We start from the raw sequence: 24,412 nt of genomic DNA, 5'->3' as shown, positions 1-24,412 counted from the left end.
CGATGTCTCACCCCCGTTCCGTCCCGATCGGCCCCGACGACCGCGGACAGGCGCACACGCTGGAGGCGTTCGTGGCGGCGATGTTGCTCGTCGCGGGTCTCACCTTCGCGCTCCAGGCGACGGCCGTGACGCCTTTGTCCGCCAGCACGTCGAACCAGCACGTCGAGAACCAACAGCGGGCGGCCGCGACCGACCTTCTCGAGACGAGCGCCGCCAACGGAGACCTCCGCGAAGCCGTCCTCGACTGGCATCCCGGAAACGCCACTACCGACTCTCTCGGGTTCAATTCGGGGAGCGAGGATCGCGACTACTACGCGGCCGGCGGACCGCCGAACGCCTTCGGGGACGCCCTCGATCGAACGTTCCTCGATCGGCGGATCGCGTTCAACGTCCACGTCCGCTATCACGTCGACCCGGCGTCGTACGACGAGACGCCGATGAAACGACAGCAGATGGTGTACATGGGAACGCCGAGCGACAACGCCGTGATGGCGAGCCGAACGATCACCGTGTCGAACGACACTACGCTGACCGCCTCCGAAAACGAGACGCTCGCCGAAGTCCCGCCCGACTCTGACTCCGATAAGGGGTTCTACGCTCCGCCCGTCGACGACGGCCCGATCTACAATCATCTGGAGGTGCGCATCGTCGTATGGCGGATGTGATCCCCCATCGCCCGGACGGCCGACGGTTCCGTGAGGCCGACCGTGGGCAGATGTTGGTCGTCGCCGGACTCGTGATGGCGGTCTCGCTCGTGGCGCTCGTCGTCCTGTTGAACGCCACCATCTACAGCGAGAACCTCGCCACGCGCGGCGTCGAAGGGGCCGACCGTGAGGCGGCGGACGTCAGGGCGACCGCGGTCGGGGGGGTCGGGGAACTGATCGACGCGACGAACCGGGCAGGACCGGCCCCGAACGAAACCGTCGTCAAAGGGGTCGAAGCACTCGACCAACGGATGGCGCGGAGCTACGCGGAACGTGGCGGGGTGGTCCACCTCACCACCAACGAGTCACGGATCACGCGGGGGAAGTACGTCACAACCGACGGCAACGCCACGAAGCTGGCGAACGCAACGAACGCGACCACATACACGTTCGCGGGCGGCGTCGACCGGACGAGACGGTTCACCCTCGAGATCGAACTCGAATCACTCGCGAATACTACCAGATCGAACGCGACCGACGAGGCGTTTCACGTCGCGTTCAACGGCTCCGATCTCTCGGAGAGCCAGGAAGTGTACGTCTATCGGAACACGACGACCGATCGCGTGATCGTGGCGAACGCGACCGGCGGCGGCGATCCGACGGTTCGCTGTGAGATCGATCCCGGAACTGACGGGGAGGTGACTGTCGACCTCACCGACGAACGCCTCGACGATACGCCCTGTTTCGGCGTCTGGCCCTCGGCGCTTTTCGCCCCGTCCGCCACGTACACGATCGACTTCGGGAACGCGGACGCGGCCGAGGGAACCGCGACCGCGACGGTCAGGCCGCGACCGACGGGGACGGACGTCGACGCCGACCACGCGGGCGTCTCCCCCGCCGTCTACGACGCGACGATCGACCTCCGCTACCGAACGGCGAACTTCCGGTTCGAGACGACGGTCCGGGTCGCCCCGGGTGAGCCGCGTGCGTAACTCGAACGAACTCGCCGATCCGAGCGGGCCGAACGATCCGGACGATCCGAGCGATCCGAACGGATCGCTCCGTGGCGACGACCGGGCGGTGAGCACGACCGTCGGCTACGTGTTGACGCTCGCGATCGGGGCCGTGTTACTCTCGGGGGTCGTCATCGGCGTCGGCGGCGTGGTCGACTCCCAGACCGACCGTGCGGTCCGCGGCGACTTGACGGTCGTCGGCGAGAAGCTCGCGGCCGAACTCGAGGGTGCGGACCGACTCGCCAGGCTCGCGGAGGCGGGGCGGACCGACCCCGATATCGATCTCGACGACGCGAACGCGACCGCCACCGTCGACGTCGACCTTCCGGGGCGGGTGGCGGGAATACCTTACACCGTCGAGATCGTGGATGACCCGGATTCTGAGGTGATCCTCCGAACGACCCGACCTGACGTGATCCTTCGGATTCCGTACCGGTCGGACACGACGGTCGAGAACACGACGCTCCGAGGTGGTCCGGTCCGGATCACGTACGTCGCCAACGAAACCGACCCGAGTGACGGTACTCTGGAGGTGACGGAGCGGTGAGTCCAGACCGCTATACTGGGCCAAGCAAGATCCGTGGGTGGCTGTCCATCCTCGATGACCGGGGCGTCAGCGACGTGGTCGGGTACGTACTCGTGTTCGCGCTGGTCACGGCGACTATCACATCGGTGTTCGCCATCGGAATGGGTGGGATCGAGGACCGGCGGGACGCCGAACGCGTCGAGAACGTCGAGCGGGCGTTCGACGTCCTCGACGACAACCTCCGGGACCTCGAACGGTACGGTGACCCGAGCCGCGCGACCGAAGTCCGACTCAGCGGCGGCGAGCTCTCGCTGTCGTCGAAAACGAATGTCACGATCGAGCAAGTCGACGACAACGGGACGCGTATCAGCGAGAACGTAACCGAGGTGAACTCCAGCGCGGTGACGTACACTCGCGGGGAGACGACGATCGGCTACGACATGGGCGCGCGGTTCCGGACGGACGGGGACACGACGCTGTTCCGTTCGGAACCCCGGTTCGTCTCGGCCGAAGGCGAACCGAACCGGACGGTTATCCCCATCGTGCGGACCCGACCCGGCGACGGCCCGGAGACGGCGACCGGCGACGGGACGGTACAGATATCCGCCTCCGTGGGCGAAGTGAAGCGATTCGAGTACCCGGAGGACGGCATTGATCCGGACGAAATCGACGAGATCGACGAGATCGGCGAAATCCGGATCCGGATCCGGATCGAATCGCCGCGGGCCGACGCGTGGGAACGGTACCTGGACGACACCGAGGAGGTATTCAGCAACGTGTCGGCAGACGAGAACGAAGTAGTCGCGACGGTCGACCGCGACGAGGCGGTGTACGTGCGGGTGATCGTCGTGAACGTGTCGTACCGTCGATGAACGGTTGAGAGAGGAGTCGGCCGGAGTGGGGAGCGCGGTCGGCGTCATCTCACTGAACCGCGAGATCCCGTTCTCAGTCGAACCGTAGCTTGACCCTGTTCCGGCTCACGTGGAGATAGGTGATCGGGTTCTGTCCCGGTCCGCCGGTGATCGTCAGCGTGAGGTCGTTCAGGCTATCGTCTTCGTCGTCGTATTCCATTGCGGCCGCGCCGCCGAGGTCGAGCCGTTCGAACACGAACGCCCCTCTGAGCGTCGGGTTTCCGTTCGCCTCCACGTTCGCGTTCGGGGCGTAGATGATCGCATCGATCTCCGCGTTCCCCATCCCGTTGGTGTTCTCCGCGATCCCGCCGTTCACGTAGAACTGGGTTCGCCTCGCGTCCACCGTCGACGCCTCGGTTCCGATCGTGGGGTTGTTGAGATCGACGCTCCCGTTGACGTAGTATTTGACCACGTTATCCGTTCCGTCGGTGATCTGGAGGTCGTTGCCGCCGATGTCGAAGTCGCCGTCGATCGCGATCGTCACGTTACCACCGGTGGTGTCGAAGTCGACGTCCCCGTTCAACGCGGTGTCGCCGTCAGCGTAGTAGAGTCCGGACGAACACGACCCGCCGTCGAAACAGTCCTCGACCGACTGGCCGTTCGTCGAGGCGTTCTCGATCCGTTCGTCGATGATCGGCGACGGCGACGGGTGGGACGCGCCGAGTTCGTAGTCGTCCTCGTGAAGCGGGATGTCGGTGTCCGTGTCTGAACTGCCGAGAGACAGCGGCTTGTCCAACTCGACCTCACCCGGGACGACGAGCCGCGCGGTGGCCGTCCGGTTCGCGTCGTCCTTCGTGACCTCGCCCTCCGCCCGCTGACTGAAGAAGTCGTACCACCCCTCGTAGTAGTCGCTTTGAACCTCGACGACCACGGTCCCGTTCTCGAGCGGGTTCGACACGGTCGGGAAGACCTCCTCGCTGGTGGCGTTCGTAACGACGCCGGTTCCGCGGGACGGGGCGGTCTCGTCGCCGGTCAACTGAACGATCGGGAACGTGAGCGTCGAGTCGCGGTAGTGGTACTCCGGCGGCGACACCATCCGCCCGCGGGTGCCGTCGGTCGTCCAGACGCCGCCGCCCTGGACCGCGATCTCTCGGTTCTCGCCGGCGTACACCAGCGTCCCGAGACTGGACCTGTTTCTGGCCACGGTTCCGTTCTCACCCTCGATCCGGACCTCGACGTGCCCGGCGTCCTCGTCCAGCCGGAGGTCGCCGCCGTCGACCGAGCCCAGGTCGAACCGCTTGGCGTCCGTCTCGCCGAGGGCGACGAGGCTGGCTTGGGAGGTGAACTGGGACATCCCGTTCTCGACGCCCGCCGTCTGCGCCTCGTCGGTGACGGCCGCGAGCGCCGCGCTCCCCGTCGCCACCGTGACCGTCACGGCGGCGATGGTGATCCCCAGAAGGAGCACGGTCCCGAGGACCTCGCTCTGGGCGCGCTCGCTGCGGTACATGCCGGCCCTCGGCGCCCCGGACGGTTAAACGTCGACCCCCGGATATCGGATCTGATAGCGGATCGACTCGGATCCCGGCACGCCGTCGGCTTCGCGCCGGGGCGCACCACTTAACACCGATGGCGAGCGAGACACCGATATGACGGCTCCCCCGGTCGGCGACGAGAAGCGACGATTCAGGCGGGCCGCCGGGGTGAACGTCCTCGGCAACGCCGCGAAGATCCTCGTCGAGGGGGCTGCGGGGTTCGCGTTCGGCAGCGTCGCGCTCGTCGCCGACGCGGCCCACTCCGTCGCCGACCTCGTCGCGAGCGGCGTGGTGTTCGTCTGGGGCGGGGCCCGCTACGACGCCGCCGACGCGGAACACCCGCACGGCCACCAGCGGATCGAGCCGCTAACCGCGCTCTTCGTCGGCGCGGTGGTCGCCCTCCTCGGGCTCAACCTGCTGTGGAGTTCGATCGAGGGGATCCGGTTCGGGACCGACGTGCGGTTCAGCCGGCTGCTGCTCGCCGCCCTGGCGTTCGCGCTGGTCGACATGTACGTCCTCTACTGGTACACGATGCGGGTGAACGCGGACCTGGGGTCGACAGCGCTCTCGGCGCTCGCGGTCGACTGTCTCAACGACATCTACACCACCGTCGCCGCGGTGATCGGCGTGTTCGGCGTGTTCCTCGACGTTCCGATCCTGGACCCGATCGCGGGCGCGGTCGTGAGCCTGCTCGTCGTCTACCAGGGCGTCGACATCGGCCGCGAGAACGTCACGTATCTCGTCGGCGCGGCCCCGCCGTCGGGCGACCGCGAGCGGATCACCGAGGCACTCCGCGAGCATCCCGAAGTCGTCGGGGTTCACGACCTCCGCGTGTTCTACGACGGGACCGACCTGGAGGTGGAGGTCCACGTCGAGGTCGACGGCGAGATGACGCTCCGGCGGGCGCACGACATCGAGACGGAACTCGTCACGCGGCTTCGCGGGCTGGCGGACGTCGGGGACGTCCACGTCCACCTCGACCCCTCCGGCGTCGGCGAGTGGAAGGACGCGGACGACGGCGGCTCGGACACCGACCAGGACGCCGCAGGTCCGGTCGGGAGCGAGTGAGAACGGGACGCGGTTCGGGCCGGAGAGTAGGGCCGACCGCTACGGGAACAGTCCGCGGTACTCGTGGGCGCTGGCGGTGCGCTCGAGCGCGAGGGTGTACGCGGCGGTCCGGAGGTCGGGGACTTCCCCCTCGTCGTAGCGCTCGATGGTCTCGTCGAACGCGGAGCCGATGCGGCGCTCGAGCTCGACGTTTACGGTCTCGAGCGGCCAGGAGAACTCCTGGGAGTTCTGGACCCACTCGAGATACGAGACGATGATCCCGCCGGCGTTCGCGAGGATGTCCGGTACCACGGGAACGTCACGCTGGGTGAGCGTCTCGTCGGCCGCAACGGTCGTCGGGCCGTTGGCGGCCTCGACGATCGCGCTCGCGCAGAGGTCGTCGACGTTGTCGGCGGTGATCACGCCCTCGATGGCCGCGGGAATGAGCACGTCGACGTCGAGCGCCAGCAGCTCCGCGTTCGAGACGAGGTCGGCGTCGTCCCCGGCGGAACCGGCCCCCGTTCCGCGGACGTCGCCGGCGGTGTACTCCTCGATCATGCCGCCGGCCTCCACGTGTGCGCCCAGCGCGCCCACGTCGAGCCCGTCGGGGTCGTAGGCGGCGCCGGTCACGTCGGAGGTCGCGACGATCCGCGCGCCCGCGTCGTCCAGCAGGCGGGCCGCGTTCGAGCCGACGTTCCCGAAGCCCTGGATGGCGATGCTCGCGTCGGTCAGGTCCCGCTCGAGGTACTCGAAGAGCTTCTCGGTGATGATCGAGACGCCGCGGCCCGTCGCCTCGACGCGCCCCGGCGTCCCGCCGATCTCCAGCGGCTTCCCGGTGACGACCTTGGGGACCGTGTACCCCTCGTACATCGAGTAGGTGTCCATCATCCACGCCATCGTCTGCGGGTTCGTGTTCATGTCCGGCGCGGGCACGTCGATGTCGGGGCCGATCATGCGGCGGATGCCCTCCGTGTAGCGCCGGGTGAGCCGTTCGAGGTCACGCTCCGTGAGGTCCTTCGGCTCGCAGATGACGCCGCCCTTCGCGCCGCCGTACGGGAGGTCGACGAGTGCGGCCTTCCAGGTCATCCATCCCGCGAGCGCCTCGACCTCGCGCTGGGAGACCGTCGGGTGATACCGGACGCCGCCCTTGAACGGCCCGCGCGCGCCGTCGAACTGACACCGGAACCCCTCGAACACCTCCACCTCGCCCGACTCCAACTCAACGGGGAGCGTGACCTTCAGCGTCCGCTCGGGGTGTTTGAGCCGCTCGAAGACGCCGTGGTCGACGTCCGCGTACTCCTCGGCGCGGTCCATCTGTGCAAGCATGTTCTCGAACGGATCGTCGGCCATCATCGAGGAGTCCTCCATGATCGATTATATTCCTTTCGCAAATATTGCGAGGGCGTGTAAATAACACGCATGGGACGGGATCGAGACGAGGGGCCGAACGAACACGGCCGGGGCGACACGGCGGGTCGCCCGTTCCGCCGGATCTTATAAGTGGCCGTCGACAACGGTGGGCCATGAGCCCTCGACACGCGACGGAGGACGGCCGATGACGACCCAGCGACTCCATCCGCGCGTACGGATCGTCTGGATCCTTCGCGCCGTCCTCGCCGCCGCGATACTCACCGCCCCCGTCGCCGGCGGGTACTACTTCGGCTACCTCCCGGAGTGGGCTCCGGTCGCCGCAGGGGGAGTCCTCGTCGCTCTCGGCGTCGTCCACGCGGTCCTCCGCTACCGACGGTGGAGCTACGAGATCCGCGAGGACGCGCTCTACCTCGACCGCGGCGTGATCACGCAGGTCAGGACGACGGTCCCGCTCGTCCGCATCCAGCACGTGGACTCCCGACGCGGCCCCGTCGAGCGGGGCGTCGGGCTGGCCTCGTGTGTGGTGTACACCGCCGGTTCCCGTGGGGCCGACGTCCGCATCCCCGGGCTGACGCCCGACGGGGCGAGCGACCTCCGCGAGGAGTTGAAGCGACTGGCGATCCGCGCCGACGGGGAGGACGCGGTGTGAAACTCGCGCCCCAGTCGGTCCCGTACCGCGCGCTCCAGAAGGTGGCCGGGGTCGTCGTCGTCCTCTTCTTCGTCGTGAACGATAGCGGATGGGGGTTCCCGGCGGCCGCCGGCGCCGTGGGCGCGGTCCTCCTCGTCGCCGGCGGGTACGAGATCGCGTACTACCGACGGTTCGAGTACGAACTCACCGAGGACACCCTCGACATCCGGTCGGGCGTGATCTCGCGACGCGAGCGGGAGATCCCCTACCGCCGGATACAGAACGTCGACGTGAGCCGAAGCGTGATCCAGCGAGCGATCGGCGTCGCCGCCGTCGACCTGGAGACCGCGGGCGGATCGAGCACCGAGGGGTCGATCCGGTTCGTGACTCCCGAGGAGGCCACGCGACTCCAGCGCGAGGTCCAGCGGCGGAAGTCCGCGGACTCGGACGAAAGCGACTCGGCCGGCGACCCGACGGGACCCGTCGAGGAGGACCTGTTCGCCATCTCGCCGCGCGAACTCGCCCTGGTCGGGGCGTTATCGTTCGACGGCCGGCTCATCGGGCTCCTCGCGTTCGCGGGATCGGGGTCCGTTCCCGTGTTGTCCGGATACCTCCCGGAGACCTCGGCGCTGGCGCTCAGCGCGGCGGCGGTCGTCGCCGCCGGGGCGCTGTTCCTCGTCTCCTGGGCGATCGGCGCGGCGGTGTCCTTTTCGAACTACTACGGCTTCCGGCTCTCCCGTGCCGGCGACGAGCTCCGGTACGAACGCGGGCTGTTCCGCCGGTACAGCGGCTCGATCCCGACCGAGAAGGTCCAGACGTTGACCGTCTCGGACAACCCCGCGAAGCGCGCGCTCGGGTACGCGACCCTCTCGATCGAGACCGCCGGCTACGCGCCCGGACAGGGCGGCGAGTACGGAAGCGAGGCGGCTATCCCCATCGCGAAGGCCGGTCGCGTGTACGAGCTCGCACACGAGATCGAGTCGTTCGGCACGCCGTCGTTCCGGCGGCCGCCGCGACGGATCCGCTGGCGGTACGCGGTCCGGTACGCCCTCGTCGTCGCCCTCCTGGTCGGCGTCGCCTTCGCGGTCGACTGGTACGTCGCGGCCGACGTTCCGTGGTACGCGCCGGCTGCGCTGCTTCTCGCGGTCCCGGCGGCGGCACACCTGAAGTGGAAACACCGCGGCTACTGGCTCGGCGAGAACCACCTCGTGACTCGAAACGGGTTCTGGAGCCGCAGCGTGCGGGTGGTTCCGTACTACCGGATCCAGAACGTGATCGACAGCCGGTCCGTCTTCCAGCGACGGTGGGGCGTGGCGACCGTGGTCGCCGACACCGCCGGGACCAGTTCGCTCGTCGGAAGCGACGCCGCGGCGGTCGACTTCGACATCGACGAGGCTGCCGATCTCCGGGCGGAACTCGGCGAGCGGCTCCAGCGGGCGCTTCGCGACCGTCGAGAGCCGGCGGCGTCCTTCGAGTGGGTCGAGGGGAAACCCGCCGCGGGAGGCGAGACGGACGCGAAGCCCGACGGCGACGCCGCTCCCGACGGCTCGGATCGCGTCGCCGATGGACCCGACGCCTCCGGGAATCTCGAACCTGACGAGGATCCCGAACCCGACGGGGATCCCGAACCCGACGACCATCAGGACCTCGACGAGGACCTCGATGTCCCCGACGACGGCGTCGTCCGCCCCGACTTCTCGACGTCGGAGCGCGATTACTCCGAACCCGCCGAGCGCGTCGACACCGGCGAGTACGCCGTCGACCGGTTCCCCTCGGACGCGGACGTGGCCCACCGACCCGAGACGGAGAGGGACGCCAGCGACGACCCGGACGCCGGTGGCGACAGGGACGACAACAACGGAGATCCGGAGAAGAGCGGCGGCGACCCGAACGATCCCCCCCGGGACGACGTGACCGACAACTCGAAGTACTGAGAGGAACGCCGACTTCGGCGGCTGAAGGCGTTCTCCGCCTCGGCCGTCGACCGCGACTCCGCTCCGTCCGCTTCTCGAGACGTGTCCCGCGAGGCTTTTTTATGGGTCGTGCCGTAAGATCGGGTAACTGAATGAGCGGACGAGAACACGACACGGCGGATCCCGACCTCGAGTGGTGTCACGAGGCGGTTCAAGGCGTGTCCCGTACCTTCGCGTTGACCGTGGACGTGTTGGAGGAGCCGATGGCCTCACAGATCTGTCTCGGCTACCTCCTCTGTCGGGTCGCCGACACCGTCGAGGACGCGGGCCACATCCCGCCGGAGAGACAGACCGCGGTCCTCGAGACCTACCGGGAGGCGATCGACCCGGACGAGGAGACGGAGATCGGGGACTTCCGGTTGGCGGTCGACGAGTGGCTCCCGGCCCCCGAGGATCGAAACGAGGACTGGGAGGTCGTCGCCGAGTCGCCGACGATCGTGGCGACCTTCGAGGACTTGGAACCCGAGGCGCGCGCGGCGATCGTCCCGCCCGTCCTGGAGATGGTCGACGGGATGGCGATGTTCGTCGACCGCCACGCCGAGGAGGGAGGGCTCCGGATCGACGACCGCGACGAGCTCGAACAGTACTGCTACTACGCCGCCGGCACGGTCGGAAACCTCATCACGAACCTCCTCACGCGCGGCGAGGTCGGCGAGGCGCGCGCACGACGGCTCCGGGAGACCGCCGAGGAGTTCGGGCTCCTCTTACAGCTCGTGAACGTCTCGAAGGACGTCTACGACGACTTCACCGAGGAGAACAACGTCTACCTCCCCGCGCAGTGGCTCGAGGACGAGGGCGTCGACCAGGAGGCGGTGATCGACCCCGAGAACCGCGAGTCGTCCGCCCGCGTCGTCGACCGCACCGCCGAATACGCCCGGTCGTTCCTCGACGACGCGCAGGCGTACCTCGAGACCATGCCGCTTTCACACGGTAACACGATGGAGGCGTGGACCGTCCCGTACCTGCTCGCGGTCGGAACGCTCCGGGAGCTCCGATCCCGTCCGGAGGACGCGCTGACCGAGACCGGCGTGAAGGTGTCCAGACAGGAGGTGTTCGCGGTGATGGCCGTCGCCGGCGAGGCCGGCCGCGACTCGCTCGCGGACCTCAGAGAGACGATCGCGAACACCCCGTACCACCGAGCCGTCGAGCCCGCCGACTGACCCGTTCGGTCGTTCACCGTTCTCCCGTTCAGACCCGGCTTCGCGCCCGCGTCACCGCTGCCACGGAGATCCCGACCGTGTCCGCGAGCGCCTCCGCCGCGCTCAACAGCCACTCCGCGCGCTCGACTCGCGAATCGAGGTCCCCGGGGCCGATCCGATACGCTTCCACCAGTTCCTCGACGGTCGCACCGCGGATCCACTCCTCGAGGATCCGCGCGGTCTTCACCGACTCAAGCCATCCCTCGAAGTCCTCCGGCTCGTTCATTCCGGTCGTCAACCGCGCGGCGTTCGCCCGGGCGAACCGGTACATCTCCGCGCGCTCGCGGTTCCCGAGGTACGTGTCCTGCATGTCCGGCGTGTCACAGATGGTCTCGAAGACGGTGAGCGTCGTGGCGTGCTCCATCCCGGCCGCGGTCCGGAGCCCCTTGACGATCCGTGCGCCGGTCTCCGGACGAACGTACTGTTTCGAGGTCGTCTCGCCGACGGGCGTGGCGTCGATCCGGTAGGTCTCCGCGTCCCCTCGCCGCCGGACCATCCCCGCGTCGACGAGGTCGTCGACCGCGACGGCGACCGCGTCGGCCAGCCCGCCCGCGCCCGTCTCACGGGCGTAGAACGTCCCGTCGAACACGTCGAGGATCTCCGCTTCCGTCTCCGCGAAGCCGGTCGCGATCGCCGAGAGCACGTGGGTCCGGAGCGACGCCGGGTCGGCGAGCTTCGACTCGACGGCCTCGGGATCTCCCTCCACGTATCGCTCCACCAGCTCCTCGCGGGTCGACGCCTCGCCGACGAGGACCGCCTCGCCGTGCGGGTCGAGTCCCGGCCGACCCGCCCGGCCACACATCTGGTGGACCTCGAGCGTCGGCAGCCACTCCATCGACGACCCGGTGTATCGCTTCTGGTCGCGCACGACCACGCGGCGCGCCGGAACGTTCACGCCCGCCGCGAGCGTCGGCGTCGCACAGATACACGCGATCTCGCGGTCGCGAAACGCCGCCTCGACGGCGGCGCGGTGATCCGCGCGGAGCCCCGCGTGGTGGAACGCGACGCCCGCCCGGAGACACGCCGCGAGCTCCCGTCCCGTCACCGTTCCGTCGATGTCGGCCACGTCGTCGCCGACGGCGGCCGCATCGGGACCGATCCCCATCCGCTCCGCGAGGTCGTCCTCGGCGAGCCGCTCGGCGAGCGTCGCGGCCTCCGCCCGCGAGCGGACGAACGCCAGACACTGGCCGCCCTCCGCGACCGCGTCCGCGACGAGCGCGGCCGTGAGGTCCGTCGCGTCGGGGCCGTCCTCCGGGGTCGTGTCCTCGACGACCCCATCGCCTCCATCAGCGACGGATTCGGCGGCCGAGCCGCCGACCTCGACGTGGCGTTCGGTACCGTCGTCGAACCGTATCTCGCCGTCGACGCAGACGCCAGTGCGGAGGTCGACCGGCCGCCACTCAGACTCCACGAGGGTCGCGTCGAGCCAGTCGGCGATCTCCTCGGGGTTGGCGACGGTCGCCGAGAGCGCGACGACCTGGATCGCCGGATTTCGCCGTCGAAGCGTCGCGAGCGTCACCTCTAGGGTCGGGCCGCGCCGCTCCGCGCCGAGCAGGTGGACCTCGTCGACGACGACGCACGCCAGGTCGTCGACCCACTCCGCGCCGTTGCGGATCGCGGAGTCGACCTTCTCGCTCGTCGCGACCACCACGTCGTGGCCCGCGAGGTCCTCGCCCGTCGCGTCGAAGTCGCCCGTCGATATCGCCACGTCGACGCCGGGCAACGCCGCGAACGTCTCGTACTTCTCGCGGGCGAGCGCGCGGAGCGGACAGACGTACAGTCCCGGTCCGCCGGCGGTCAGGAGTGCCGACTGGGCGATGAAGGTCTTCCCCGACGCGGTGGGGACCGCCGCGACGACGTTCGCGCCGTCACAGACGCCGGCCTCGACCGCGGCGACCTGTGGCGGGTACAACTCACGGATCCCCCGGCCTGCGAAGTGATCGACGAACCGCTCGGGAAGCGGCAGGGAACGGACGCGCATCCGAACGTGGGTTCGCCGCGATCGTATTTAAATAGTGTCCGGAGACCGGTAGTGAAGCGTTCGGATGGCTCAGTCCTCGGTGTCGAACTCCCTGAATAGGCCCTCGAAGTCGTCCTTCTCCGTGATCGCCTCGAGCGAGCGGTCGACGTCCTCGCGGATCTCCTCGATCCGAGCCGCCAGCTCCTGGTACTCCTCGTTATCGGCGAGTTCGCTGGCGCTCTTTTCGGCCTCGAGCATCGCCTTCTTCGAGGTCAACGCGAAGAGGTCCTGGACGCCGGCGTCGTACTCCCCACGCCGGAGGAGTCCCTCGACGGTGTCCCGGAGGGTGTCGCTGGCGACGGGTTTGACGAGGTAGTCGTCGAAGCCCATCTCGAGGATGTCGAAGTCGGGCTCGACGGCGGTCACCATCGCGACGCGACAGTCGATCCCGCGTTCCCGGACCGCGGCGAGGACCTCGTCGCCGGAGAGTCCGGGCATTCGCCGGTCGAGCAGGATCGCGTCGACGTCGTCATCGAGTTCGTCGATGGTTTCGAGTGCCTCGTGGCCGCCGTACGCCGTCCGAACCCGGTACTCGTCGCCGAGCCAGGCGGCGTACAAGTCTGCCAGGTCGGGTTCGTCCTCGACGACGAGGACGAGCGGCGGTTGTTCACTCATGGGTCACCCGAGCGACGACGAGTTCGCTCACACGTTTCGTCTCTGCGCGGACTATATTAAAATACCTCTTCGATCCCGACCGAGGGACGCGAGTGCCGCGGGCGTGGGAGGTCGAGCGACGGATCGAGGCGTCCGGACGTGCCGTCACGGTCACGCGTCGACGCCTCCCGGTATCGCCTCCTCCGGACCGTCGTATCCCGTCACGGTGATGCGTCTCGCCTCGATGTCCTCGACGACCGCTCCCCAGCCGCCGACGGTCCATCGCCGATCGTCGGCTGCCACCTCGACGGTCACCTGCCCGGCGAGCTGTCCGATCGGGATCTCGCCGTCCTCCCGCGGCTCGCCGGCGTACACGACGTCGGTGACCGTCCCGGAGACGGTGACGGGATCGCCCGAATCGATCTTCGATCCCTCGACGGTGACGTGAACGTCGGCACCCTCCGCGAAGAGCGGCTCGATGTCGCGGACGAACCGACGGAGGTTGGCGTACACGAGGGGCGGATCCTCGGGTCGTCCGTCGTAGACGAGGTCCCACACCTCCCAGAGGCTGGTGTCGAAGTACCAACGGAAGACGTACGTCAGAGAGAAGTCGCGGACGAGCACGCCGTACTCGTTCACCGACCGTCGGTGCGGCGCGAAACACGTGACGGTCCGGTCCACGATGGCGACGAACGGCGTCGGAAGCGTTCGATGGCGGACCTCGGTCGCGACCCCCTCGTACTCCGTCGGGACCGCCTCGTTCCCGTCCGCGGTGTGGATCGACGCTTTCACTATCGCTCCGTTGTCGTGAGCGGTCGACAACGACTCCCGAAGGTCGTCGAAATTCTCCGGGGTCACCGCGACCTGTACCTCCGTTTCGGCCTCGGCGATGACCTCGCGTGCGTGTTCGAACACCGTGTCGAACCGAGTGACGATGTCGACGCGGTGGTGCTCCAAGGAGGGGGCCTCCCACCGCGTCTCGATCTCGTCGGCCGCCTCCGAGAGTTCCTCCGAACGACGTCTCAGCTCCGAGAGGACGGTGTCCGGCTCCGACGCGCGGGCCCGTAGCGTGTCGCCGTCGTACGTCTCGACGTATCCCTTCTCCTCGAGGTCCCGGAGGACGTCGTAGATCCGCGCGGCGGGGACGCCGCTCTCGTCCGCGAGCTCGGTCGCGCTCGCCGTACCGAGCCGGAGCAGCGCGGTGTACGCCTGCGATTGGTATTTCGAGAGGCCGGCGTCGCGCAACACCCGGCACAGCTCGGATGCGTCCATGTCTCCGTACACAGGTACGCACGCATTAAGTCCAACGCGTGAGAGACGATCACACGCGTACGAGTGGAGACCACACGCTCCGCGGAGCGATCACTCCTGGGGACTGTAGTTCGGCGCCTCGTCGGTGATCATCACGTCGTGCGGGTGGCCCTCGGTCTGGCCCGCACTGGAGACGCGGACGAACCGGGCGGTCTCGTGGACTTCCGGGATCGTGTTCGCCCCGACGTACCCCATCCCGGAGCGCATGCCGCCGGTGAGCTGGTGGAGCTCGGAGGCGAGCGTGCCCTTGTACGGGGTCGCGGCCTCGACGCCCTCGGGGACGAACTCCTCGTCGCCGTCGTCGTCCTTGAGGTAGCGGTCGCCGCCGCCGGACTTCATCGCGCCCACGGATCCCATCCCGCGGTACTGTTTGTACTTCTTCCCCTGCATCGTGATGACGCGGCCGGGCGCCTCCTCGGTGCCGGCGAAGTACGAGCCGAGCATGACCGCGTCGGCTCCGGCGGCGATCGCCTTGATCGCGTCGCCGGAGTAGCGGATCCCGCCGTCGGCGATGACCGGAACGTCGCGTTCGGCGGCGACGTCCGCGACCTCGGAGACCGCGGTGATCTGCGGCATTCCCGCGCCGCTGACGACCCGAGTGGTACAGATCGACCCCGGCCCGATCCCGACCTTGAGCCCGTCCGCGAAGCCGACGGCCGCCTCGGCGGCCTCCCGCGTGCCGACGTTTCCGACGACGACGTCGGCGTCGACGGTCTCCTTTATCGCCTCGGCGGACTCGAGGACGTTGAGGTTGTGCGCGTGCGCACAGTCGATGAAGAGCACGTCGGCGTCCGCCTCGTCGGCGGCGACGGCGCGCTCCTCCTCGAAGGGGCCCACGGCCACGCCGGCGAGCAGGCGACCGTCCTCGTCGCGGGCGGCCTGTTCGTGCTCGCGCCGCTGTAGCACGCCCTGCATCGTCACGAGCCCCACAAGGTGGTCGTCGTCGTCGACGACCGGGACCCGCTCGATCTTGTGGTCGTACATCAGCTCGAGCGCCTCCCGGGCGTCGACCGACTCGGGGGCGGTGATCACCTCGTCGGTCATCGCCTCGCGAACCGCGTCCTCCTCGCCGACCTCGAGGTACGGGCGGATGTCGGTTCCGGAGATGATGCCGAGGACGACGTCGTCGTCGTCGACGACCGGCGCGCCGGAGACTCCCTCGCGTTCCATCAGCCGGTCGGCCTCACGGACCGTGTCGTCCGGCGAGACCGTGACCACGTTCTCGCGACGGATGACGAGCTCGTGGGCGCGTTTGATCCGCTCGACCTCCGCGGCGGTCTCCTCGACGGTCATGTTACGGTGGAGGACGCCGAGACCGCCCTCGCGGGCCATCGCGATGGCGAGGTCGCTCTCGGTGACCGTGTCCATCGCCGCCGAGAGGACGGGAACGTTGAGTTCGACGTTTCTCGAGACGCGGGAGGAGAGGTCCGCGTCGTCGGGTTCGACGCGACTCTCCATCGGACGGAGCAGTACGTCATCGAACGTCAGCGCTTCCGGGACGTCGAGTTTCGCCGAGAACCGGTCGGAATCTGTCGCCATGTAAACCGTCGTGAGAGCGGAATCAAAAACGTTGCGAGTCAGCACGGATGTGCCGGGAATTCACATCCGACCCCGCCCGGTTGATCAGGATCATGGATGAATCGGATCGGCGGGTCGTGATGCGCACGTCCGACTGCTCCGGACACGGCGGGGTCGACGCCCGGAAACCATCGATATCTGGATCGTTTCTCGTGATATTCGTTTACCGATGGATCCTCGGAAGATACGCGATAGAACCTGAACATCTTCACCATTATATATAAATGCGGATTTCGAAACGGCCGAGTCGTGCGATCACTCCTCACACAACGTTTAACCCACGCGCAACACGTAATACGGGTATGGACTCCGACAGTCCCGTGAACGTGCGTATCGCCGGTCAGCCGACGATCGAACTCGGCGCCCCCTTTACACCCGGCAATACGCACACCACCTTTACACGGACTCGTCGGACCCCGGTCGGCTCCGACTCCGATGACCGGATCGGTCATCGGAGGTCGTCCGCTTCCCGCCGTGTGCCCCACGGTCACGGGCATCATCCCTGAATGAGCGTCTCACGTCACCCCGTCGCGCTCCGCCTGGAGCAGCAGGTGGGCGGCGCGACGAAGCTGCTCGCGACGGTGATGGCGCTGCCGCTCGTCGACGGCATATTTCCGGCGCTCGTGGTCGCCGGCGTGCTCGGATCGGCGGCGGGGGTCGTCGAAACCGGGATCCTCATCTTCGGCGGCTCAGCGACCATCGCCGTGATCCTCGCGGAGATGGACGGAACTCGCAGGGAGATGGTGATCTCGGTCCTGCTCATCGGTGCGGTCATCGTGCCGGTCGCCGCCATCGAGGCGGCGTTCGCGCCGACTCTCCGCGGGTTCCTGGAACTCGCCATCTTCGAGCGGTTCGCCGGTCTCGTCATCCTGTCCATCGCCGCGAAGACCGCCAGCGCGGAGTTCGGCGAGTACCTGCCGAGTCCGGCCGTCATCATCGGACTGGGGCTCGTCGCGAGCTTCGATCCGGCCGGGTTCGCGGTCGAGACGTCCATGGAGTACGTCGTGAACGGCACCGCGGCCGCCGCGATCGGGGTGGGCTTCGCGCTCTCGGTCGCGCTGTTGTCCCCGCATCTGCGCGGTCGCGTCGACATCGACCGGTTCCGGTTCGGATCGGCGGTCGCGCTCGGCGTGCTCGCACTTCCCATCCTGTTGCGGCCGTTCGGCCTGATGCAGACGGAGGCTCCCATCGCGTTGGCGGTGCTCGGCGTCACCGCGCTGTTCGCGTACGACCCGAACGCCGACGGCATCGGAGCCTCCGAGAGCGACCACGGAGACGACGACGGAGACGGCTCGATCGACGCCGACGACCCGGACGACACGGACGACGACGGTTCGAGGGCGGACGTCGACGGTCCGGCGACCCCGGACCCGACCGATCGGCCGGTGGACGCGCCGACCGACTCCGGCGGTTTCGTCGATGACGACGTGGCCGTGGCGGCAACGGGAGACGACGGGGACGGGGAGGAGCCCTCGAGCCCGTTCACCGAGGACGACTCCCGCGCGCCGTGGCTGTAGCGCGGTTCCGGTCGTCCCGAAAACCCGTCGTTACCCACCTCGTCCATCCTCCCGAGTCGACGGATCGTCCTCACGATCGCCGGACCGGCTTGACGGGTTTTAGGTAGCTCCGTCGCGTACGTCGGGTATGTCAAATCGCGTCGTGCAGGGTCGGATGGTGACGCCGGAAACGCTTGCAGAACTGGTCGAAGGAGAGTCGATCCTCGAAGCCGAGGACATCGCCGACGCCGACCGCGAGTGTCCCGACTGCGGCGGCGACGTCATCAGCGTCGGGTACATGCCGAGCGTCACGGAGTTCGTGACCGGGTACAAGTGCCAGGAGTGCGATTGGTCCGACGACGACCGGGAGTAGTTCGACGACGGTCGCGTCCCTCGATCGCTCCGGATCGAAACCCCTTTATCCGCGTTTCGGCAACCCTCACTCGCAGAAGCGCGGGGCTGTGGCCAAGCCAGGCATGGCGACTGACTCCAGAGGCCACGCCCGGGACGACACTCCAGACTGATATACCGAGCGGGCGACTGATCATCGCTCGCGTTGACGACCCTCTGGAGTTCCGAGGCGTACCGGAGATATCAGTCGATCGGGGGTTCAAATCCCTCCGGCCCCATAGCGGTCTTCACTCTATCTTATCACTTCCGACAGGTATCTATTTGACTAAAAACACCTCCGCTTCAGGAGGTGTTTTCGCGTGAGCCTCAGTTACTCGCTCCTTCACTGCCGACGGACCCGGAGAGTTCTGGTGTGAGATCTGTGGGGGCTCGCTGTACTCGAAGCCGGAGCGACGGGACCGAGTACGGCCACCTCGTCGGCTGTCCGGACATACGAGCCTACAAGTCCGTCCGGCCGGGATCGCTCGTATGGTACGCGTCACGGTCTGGAACGAGTTCCGTCACGAACGCGAGAACGACGACGTCGCGGAGGTCTACCCCGACGGGATCCACGCGGTCCTCGCCGAAGTGTTCGAAGCGGCCGGCCACGAGGTGCGAACCGCCACCCTCGACGAGGGTCCGGAGCACGGCCTCTCGGAGGAAGTTCTCGAGGACACCGACGTGCTCACGTGGTGGGGCCACGCCGCCCACGACGAGGTCCGAGACGAGATCGCGGAGCGCGTCCACGAGCGCGTCCTCGATGGGATGGGACTTCTCGTCCTCCACTCGGCGCACTACTCGAAGGTGTTCAAACGGCTCATGGGCACCAGCTGCTCGCTCAAGTGGCGCGAGGCCGCCGAGACCGAGCGGCTGTGGACGGTCGAGCCCGGCCACCCGATCGCGGACGGGATCGGAGAGTACGTCGAGCTCGAGGAGACCGAGATGTACGGCGAGCGGTTCGACGTTCCACAGCCCGATTCGCTCGTGTTCACCTCCTGGTTCGCGGGCGGCGAGGTCTTCCGCTCCGGCTGCTGTTACCGGCGGGGGAGCGGCCGGGTGTTCTACTTCCGGCCGGGACACGAGACCTACCCGATCTACTACGACGACGACGTCCGGCAGGTGCTCCGGAACGCCGTCGAGTGGGCGGCGCCGGGCGACGGACCGATCCCCGACTTCGGCAACGCCGACCCGATCGAGGACGTCGACACGAGCGACGATCGAACGGTCCACTAGCGACGGCGTCCTCGTCGGCCCCCGCCGCCCGAACCGCACGACTCCGCGGCCGCTCACGACACCTCGCGCAACCCGATGAACGCGGACATCACTGCCGACTCGGCCTTTCGGAGGTGTTCCGAGGCGGTGCTCGGAGCGGCGTCGATCCGTTCGGCGACCGTCTCGACGGTCGTCTCCCGCGGGGACTCGTAGTACCCGAGCTCGACGGCGGCGGCAAGGGCGTCGAACTGTCGGTCGGTCAGCCCCGGATCGAAGAGGTCCTGTCGCCAGTCGTATTCGCCGATCCGGAGTACCGTCGTCTCGATCCGATCCGGAAGTTCCGCGAGCGCGTCGCGCAGCGGGCCGCCGGTTCCGATGATCGTCAGATGGGCGACCCCGTTCGGACGGAAATCGATCGGCGGGACGACGACGATTCCGGTTCGCTGAAGGGGGCCGAACATCGCGTCATCGACCGTGTCACGTCGCTGTGTGAGGAGGACGTAGTGGGCCGTCTCGTCGATCCGGGTGACTCCGAACTCCCGGATACGGTCGATCGATCGGAGCGCGTCGGTGTACACGTCGATGTCGCCTTCGACGTAGAACAGGAACGTGTCGTCCGGCTCGCCGAGGACCGTTCCGTGGAGGAGGACGTCCCGATCCACCGCGTCCGACTCGTCGATGAGCCGGTGCATGGGATGTCTGAGATCCGGAGGGTATCGGAGTTCGACTCGGAGGTACTTCATGTCGGCCAGTGCCGACGGGCATCGCATAAACACCCGTCCTGATCCGGCAGAAGCGTCGGGTCGTCGGGTCGCGTTCGTCCGAACATGTCGACGGAGGCGCCGATCGAACGGAAAGCAGCCGACGTGGAGGGCCCGTTCTCGTCGATCCGAGGACTAGTCACGACACGAGAGACACATCTGAACGCCCCCGCAGCTCGGATCCGGCCGGACGCGGTCCGGGAGGCACTCTCGACGCTCAAGTCGGAGGCGGGCTACGACCATTTGGCATGTGTCACGGCCCAGGAGTACGAGGACCGGTACGAGTCGATCTACCACCTTCGCTCGTTCGACGACCCGACCCGGGAGGTCAGCGTCGTCGTCCCCGCGGACAAGGACCGTCCAGTCTCGGAGTCGGGCGAGGCGGTGTTCCGCACGGCCGACTGGCACGAGCGGGAGGCGTACGACCTGATCGGGATCGAGTACGACGACCATCCCGACCTCCGGCGGATCCTCCTTCCCGAGACGTGGCAGGGTCACCCGCTCTCGATGGACTACGACGAGGACCAGCCGCAGATCGTCGCGCTCTCCGAAAACGAGCCCGTGGAGCCGGGATCGACGACGGCGACCGGCAGCGACACGATGTTGCTCAACATCGGGCCGCACCACCCGGCGACCCACGGCGTCCTCCACCTCCAAGTCACCCTCGACGGGGAGGACGTGATCGACGTGGAGCCGGACATCGGCTACATCCATCGGTGTGAGGAGCAGATGGCCCAGTCGGGCACCTACCGCCACCAGATCATGCCCTACCCCGACCGCTGGGACTGGGTCGGCGGGGGGCTGCTCAACGAGTGGGCGTACGCGCGCGCGGCGGAGGACCTCGCCGACGTCGAGGTCCCCGAGTACGCGCAGGTGGTCCGGACGATGGCCGCCGAGTTCAGCCGGATCCTCTCGCACATGCTGGCGATGGGAGCGTACGCCCTCGACGTGATCGGCGACTTCACCGCGACGTTCATGTACGCCATCCAGGAGCGGGAGCGCGTTCAGGACCTGCTGGAGGACCTGACGGGCCAGCGGCTGATGTTCAACTACTTCCGGCTCGGCGGCGTCGTCTGGGACCTGCCCGAGTCCCGCGAGGAGTTCTTCTCGGCCGTCCGTGCGTATCTCGACGGACTCCCGCGTCGCCTCGAGGAGTACCACGACCTCCTGACTCGAAACGAGATCCTCCAGATGCGGACCATCGACACGGGGATCCTGCCGTCGGAGGTCGCCAAGGAGTACGGCGCGACCGGCCCCGTACTTCGCGGGTCGGGCGTGGACTACGACCTGCGTCGGGACGACCCGTACGGCTACTACGACGAGCTGGACTGGGACGTCGTGACCGAGGACGGCTGTGACAACTACTCCCGGCTGCTCGTCCGGATGCGCGAGGTCGAGGAGTCCGCGAAGATCATCGAGCAGTGTGTCGACCTGCTCGAGGACTGGCCCGAGGAGGAGCGGAACGTCCAGGCCAACGTCCCGCGGACGCTCCGTCCCGACGACGACACCGAGATCTACCGCGCCGTCGAGGCCGCCAAGGGAGAACTCGGCATCTACATGCGCGCCGACGGCACCGACAAACCCGCCCGCTTCAAGATCCGTGGCCCCTCGTTCTCGAACCTCCAAGCGCTCCCCGAGATCGCGAACGGGGAGTCGATCCCGGACTTGATCGCCTCGCTGGGGAGCCTGGACACGATCATGGGGGAGGTCGATCGGTGACTGAGAGAGGCCGGGTGACTGAGGGAGCCCGCTCGATGAGGTGACGGGATGCCTTCGACGAGCCGTCGGCTGGTGGCTGTAGAGCGACCGCCGCTACGGTGTGGACGTTGAAAGGTGACCGCCCCACGCGAACGCGGGACGACCAGCGGTATCACACACCGGCGGCCGGTCACGTGGGTCTCGGCCGCGCCCAGGGATAAACCCTCGTTCACGTCGCCGGAGCCCTCACCCCTGTGTGGATTCGCTCGCTTCGAACACGCAGGAGCGGAACGAAAACGCATACCTCACTGGCAGTCACAGAGCCGCCATGTCCGTCTCGTTGAGCTGTCACCGGTGTGGAACGCGATACGACGAGGTCCGTGTCCGGTGTGCCTGTGGAGAACCGCTCTGGATCGACGCGGAACCGACGACGTTCACGTGGGACGATCGTCGGATCCCGTCCGGTATCTGGCGGTACGAGGACCGGCTACCGATCGATCGGCCGGAGGGCGTCGCACGGGCGGCGGGTGGCACGCCGCTCGTCAGAACCCCCGGACTCGACGACGTCGCCGGCGGCCGGGTATTCGTCAAAGACGAGAGTGAGAACCCGACGGGCTCGTACAAGGACCGCGGGAGTTCCGTGGCGATTCCCCACGCGGTCGCCGCGGGTGACGACGTGATCGGCACGGTCTCGTACGGGAACATGGCGATCAGCACCGCCGCCCACGCGGCGAGTCTCGACCGGGAGTGTATCGTGTTCGTCCCGGAGGGGATATCGCCGGTCCGACTGGAGCTCATCGCCCAGTACGAGCCGACCATCATACGGGTCCGCGGCGAGTACGGCGCGCTGTACGAGGACGCGCTTGAGCTGTCCGAACGGCTGCCGATCAGCGTCCTCGTGAGCGATGCGCCGACCCGTATCAGCGGGTACAAGACGGCACTGTTCGAGATCTACGAATCGTTCGCCCCCGAGACACCCGACGTGATCGCGCTCCCGGCGAGTTCCGGTGGCTTCGCTTCGGGGGTCTGGCTCGGCATTCGGGAGCTCGAGCGTGCGGGAGCGATCGACGAACCCCCACGCCTGTGCCTCGTCCAGACCGCCGCCGCCGACCCGATAACGCGCGCGTTCGAGGATGGGTCGGCGGACCCGACGCCCATGTCACCCGAGGAGACCGGCGAGACGATCGCCCACTCGATCGGAAATCCGGACCCCCCGAGCGGTGCCCGTGCGCTCGCCGCGGTTCGCGACACGGACGGCGTCGTCGTGTCTGTCACCGACGACGAGATACGCGCCGCACGGCGTCGATTCGCCGTCGATGGCGGCTTCTGCGTCGAACCGGCGTCCGCGACGACGCTGGCCGGCGTATCGCGCCTCGCGGATCGCGGTGGCGTTGCCGCCGAGGACTCGATCGTTCTCGTTCCGACCGGGACGGGCTTCAAGGAGTTGGGGACCGGCGAGACGGACGTCACGACCGAAACGGTCCACGGAGCGGACCTGTCCGACCGGCTCGAATCGATGCTCTCGCCACGGCGGGAGTGACCGTCGGCCGCCGCACGGTCGGCCACCCGTCCCGTTCGATCGCTGGCGCCGCGTCCGTACCGGATCGATTCACTCCGGTCGGTGGACCTTCCCTTCCCGGGTGTCGGCGTCCTTTCGGCGGAGCGCCGCCGCCGCGTTGTTGGCGTCGTACCCGAAGAACACGTCCTTGACGTACGTCTCCGCCACCTCCGTCGCGTGGATCAGGTCGTCGACGTCGACGTCGACGGCGTAGAGCTCGGCGGAGAAGGGCGTCTCCGGCGGCGCGCCGTGGACGTCGTAGTCGCCACCGAGTCGCGAGCGGAAGCCGCGGAGGATCGACTCCAGCCAGTAGGTGGTCGCGTACTCCGTGTCGTACAGCGGGACGACGAACTCGTCGACGTGTTCGGTCAGGGCGTCGAGGTCGAGCCCGGAACGCGCACGGAGGTGTCCCGGATACGGGTCGGGGTAGAGAGTGAGGAGCGTCCGGCCCGGGACGCGTTCGGCCGCCTCGGCGACGAACCCCGTGATCACGTCGGCACGCCAGTCGGCCCGCTCGTCGCGGTCGCTCCCGGCGAACAGCCGCTCACAGCGGTCACAGCGACAGAAACCCTCTCGTGGGAACCCCACGTCGTCGAGGCGAACGTCGTCGTTCTCGGCGGCGCAGTCCTCGATTATCTCGAGGAGTCCCTCGCGGTACTCCGGATGGGTCGGACAGACGTACGCCCAGTCGAAGTACTCGCGGTCGCGGGTCGCCGGCTCGCCGCGGTCGTCGACCGGTACGAGATCCGGGTTCTCGCCGGCGGCCGCGTTGTCGCCGAAACACGACACCATGTTCACGGCGTTCGGGAGGGGCGCGGCCGCCCGTCCGGTGACGTCCTTGACCTCGTAACATCCCAGGTCGAACGGCTCCATGTCGACCTCGTCGGCGTTCCGCGTGACGACCCCGTACATGAGAGTCGCTACGCGGCTGACGGGTAAAAACGGCGGGCTTGCGCCCGGGTAGTCTCGGTCGAACGGTTACGCTCCGTCGACGGTCGGTTCCCTGGCGT

21 protein-coding genes and 1 tRNA gene are annotated in these 24,412 nt (G+C 67.9%); 14 read left to right on the top strand and 8 right to left on the bottom strand.

The genetic code is table 11. The annotated features are described in order from the left end of the window. The first annotated feature begins 2 nt into the window (after nt 1-2). Genes EAO78_RS10425 through EAO78_RS17905 form a run of 4 tightly spaced genes read left to right on the top strand, consistent with a single transcriptional unit; the run spans nt 3 to nt 3,055 of the window. Nucleotides 3-665, top strand: coding sequence for a DUF7288 family protein (locus EAO78_RS10425; protein ID WP_122105914.1), 663 nt, complete (start codon nt 3-5; stop codon nt 663-665). Beyond that, nucleotides 653-1,636, top strand: a complete 984-nt coding sequence (locus EAO78_RS10420; RefSeq protein ID WP_122105773.1) for a DUF7261 family protein — start codon at nt 653-655, stop codon at nt 1,634-1,636. The genes EAO78_RS10425 and EAO78_RS10420 overlap by 13 nt, the downstream gene beginning before the upstream one ends. Continuing rightward, nucleotides 1,629-2,204, top strand: coding sequence for a DUF7266 family protein (locus EAO78_RS10415; protein ID WP_238987665.1), 576 nt, complete (start codon nt 1,629-1,631; stop codon nt 2,202-2,204). Before EAO78_RS10420 ends, EAO78_RS10415 begins: the two co-directional genes overlap by 8 nt. Further along, nucleotides 2,201-3,055 carry a DUF7289 family protein gene (locus EAO78_RS17905; protein WP_162498066.1) on the top strand — a complete coding sequence of 285 codons (855 nt, stop codon included), beginning with the start codon at nt 2,201-2,203 and terminating at the stop codon, nt 3,053-3,055. The genes EAO78_RS10415 and EAO78_RS17905 overlap by 4 nt, the downstream gene beginning before the upstream one ends. Nucleotides 3,056-3,128: 73 nt before the next feature. On the opposite strand, the gene EAO78_RS10405 is transcribed toward EAO78_RS17905, so the two are convergent. Further along, on the bottom strand, nt 3,129-4,541 hold the full coding sequence (locus EAO78_RS10405) for a DUF7289 family protein (protein ID WP_122105772.1): 1,413 nt from the start codon (nt 4,539-4,541) through the stop codon (nt 3,129-3,131). A gap of 139 nt (nt 4,542-4,680) precedes the next feature. Here EAO78_RS10405 and EAO78_RS10400 point away from each other — a divergent pair, with 139 nt between their 5' ends. Next, entirely contained in the window at nt 4,681-5,634 is a 954-nt protein-coding gene (locus tag EAO78_RS10400; protein ID WP_122105771.1) for a cation diffusion facilitator family transporter, read from the top strand. 39 nt (nt 5,635-5,673) lie between these two features. Here EAO78_RS10400 and EAO78_RS10395 read toward each other — a convergent pair whose 3' ends face one another. Next, the gene (locus EAO78_RS10395; RefSeq protein ID WP_122105911.1) at nt 5,674-6,963 is read right to left on the bottom strand and encodes a Glu/Leu/Phe/Val family dehydrogenase; all 1,290 of its coding nucleotides are present in this window, start codon (nt 6,961-6,963) and stop codon (nt 5,674-5,676) included. Nucleotides 6,964-7,168: 205 nt separating this feature from the next. Between EAO78_RS10395 and EAO78_RS10390 the strand changes: the two genes are divergently transcribed. The 3 genes from EAO78_RS10390 (at nt 7,169) to EAO78_RS10380 (ending at nt 10,745) form a co-directional block, all read left to right on the top strand. Then, nucleotides 7,169-7,633, top strand: coding sequence for a PH domain-containing protein (locus EAO78_RS10390; protein WP_122105770.1), 465 nt, complete (start codon nt 7,169-7,171; stop codon nt 7,631-7,633). Continuing rightward, entirely contained in the window at nt 7,630-9,546 is a 1,917-nt protein-coding gene (locus EAO78_RS10385; RefSeq protein WP_122105769.1) for a PH domain-containing protein, read from the top strand. Before EAO78_RS10390 ends, EAO78_RS10385 begins: the two co-directional genes overlap by 4 nt. Nucleotides 9,547-9,677: 131 nt before the next feature. Then, the gene (locus tag EAO78_RS10380; protein WP_122105768.1) at nt 9,678-10,745 is read left to right on the top strand and encodes a phytoene/squalene synthase family protein; all 1,068 of its coding nucleotides are present in this window, start codon (nt 9,678-9,680) and stop codon (nt 10,743-10,745) included. 28 nt (nt 10,746-10,773) lie between these two features. On the opposite strand, the gene EAO78_RS10375 is transcribed toward EAO78_RS10380, so the two are convergent. The 4 genes from EAO78_RS10375 to guaB all read right to left on the bottom strand — a co-directional run bounded on the left by EAO78_RS10375 (nt 10,774) and on the right by guaB (nt 16,248). Then, complete coding sequence (locus EAO78_RS10375) at nt 10,774-12,765, bottom strand: DEAD/DEAH box helicase (RefSeq protein WP_122105767.1); 1,992 nt, start codon at nt 12,763-12,765, stop codon at nt 10,774-10,776. A gap of 69 nt (nt 12,766-12,834) precedes the next feature. Further along, nucleotides 12,835-13,419: a HalX domain-containing protein gene (locus EAO78_RS10370; protein ID WP_122105766.1), complete on the bottom strand. Its 585-nt coding sequence runs from the start codon at nt 13,417-13,419 to the stop codon at nt 12,835-12,837. Between the two features lie 150 nt (nt 13,420-13,569). Continuing rightward, entirely contained in the window at nt 13,570-14,670 is a 1,101-nt protein-coding gene (locus EAO78_RS10365; protein WP_122105765.1) for a TrmB family transcriptional regulator, read from the bottom strand. A gap of 90 nt (nt 14,671-14,760) precedes the next feature. Next, nucleotides 14,761-16,248 carry an IMP dehydrogenase gene (gene guaB, locus EAO78_RS10360; protein WP_122105764.1) on the bottom strand — a complete coding sequence of 496 codons (1,488 nt, stop codon included), beginning with the start codon at nt 16,246-16,248 and terminating at the stop codon, nt 14,761-14,763. Between the two features lie 545 nt (nt 16,249-16,793). On the opposite strand from guaB, the gene EAO78_RS10350 reads away from it, so the two are divergent. From EAO78_RS10350 to EAO78_RS10340, 4 genes are all read left to right on the top strand, one after another. Beyond that, entirely contained in the window at nt 16,794-17,804 is a 1,011-nt protein-coding gene (locus EAO78_RS10350) for a DUF5794 domain-containing protein (protein ID WP_122105762.1), read from the top strand. A 127-nt stretch (nt 17,805-17,931) separates the two neighbouring features. Continuing rightward, nucleotides 17,932-18,156 (top strand): DUF5795 family protein, encoded by a 225-nt coding sequence (locus tag EAO78_RS10345; RefSeq protein ID WP_122105761.1) that lies wholly within the window; start codon nt 17,932-17,934, stop codon nt 18,154-18,156. An 82-nt stretch (nt 18,157-18,238) separates the two neighbouring features. After that, nucleotides 18,239-18,412: transfer RNA gene (locus EAO78_RS17900), tRNA-Trp, on the top strand. Between the two features lie 250 nt (nt 18,413-18,662). Continuing rightward, nucleotides 18,663-19,406: a ThuA domain-containing protein gene (locus EAO78_RS10340; RefSeq protein WP_122105760.1), complete on the top strand. Its 744-nt coding sequence runs from the start codon at nt 18,663-18,665 to the stop codon at nt 19,404-19,406. A gap of 53 nt (nt 19,407-19,459) precedes the next feature. On the opposite strand, the gene EAO78_RS10335 is transcribed toward EAO78_RS10340, so the two are convergent. Beyond that, nucleotides 19,460-20,128, bottom strand: coding sequence for a helix-turn-helix domain-containing protein (locus EAO78_RS10335; RefSeq protein ID WP_122105759.1), 669 nt, complete (start codon nt 20,126-20,128; stop codon nt 19,460-19,462). Nucleotides 20,129-20,212: 84 nt separating this feature from the next. Here EAO78_RS10335 and EAO78_RS10330 point away from each other — a divergent pair, with 84 nt between their 5' ends. Both EAO78_RS10330 and EAO78_RS10325 read left to right on the top strand, forming a co-directional pair. Then, complete coding sequence (locus EAO78_RS10330) at nt 20,213-21,865, top strand: NADH-quinone oxidoreductase subunit D (protein WP_122105758.1); 1,653 nt, start codon at nt 20,213-20,215, stop codon at nt 21,863-21,865. A 307-nt stretch (nt 21,866-22,172) separates the two neighbouring features. Continuing rightward, nucleotides 22,173-23,384 carry a threonine synthase gene (locus EAO78_RS10325; protein ID WP_203227867.1) on the top strand — a complete coding sequence of 404 codons (1,212 nt, stop codon included), beginning with the start codon at nt 22,173-22,175 and terminating at the stop codon, nt 23,382-23,384. Nucleotides 23,385-23,453: 69 nt separating this feature from the next. Here the strand turns inward: EAO78_RS10325 and EAO78_RS10320 are convergent, their stop codons facing one another. Further along, nucleotides 23,454-24,314 carry a hypothetical protein gene (locus EAO78_RS10320; RefSeq protein WP_122105757.1) on the bottom strand — a complete coding sequence of 287 codons (861 nt, stop codon included), beginning with the start codon at nt 24,312-24,314 and terminating at the stop codon, nt 23,454-23,456. Between the last annotated feature and the right edge of the window lie 98 nt (nt 24,315-24,412).

Source organism: Halobellus captivus (genome assembly GCF_003697845.1).
In the GTDB taxonomy this organism is placed as follows: domain Archaea; phylum Halobacteriota; class Halobacteria; order Halobacteriales; family Haloferacaceae; genus Halorubrum; species Halorubrum glutamatedens.
This window is presented reverse-complemented; position numbering and strand designations above follow the sequence as displayed.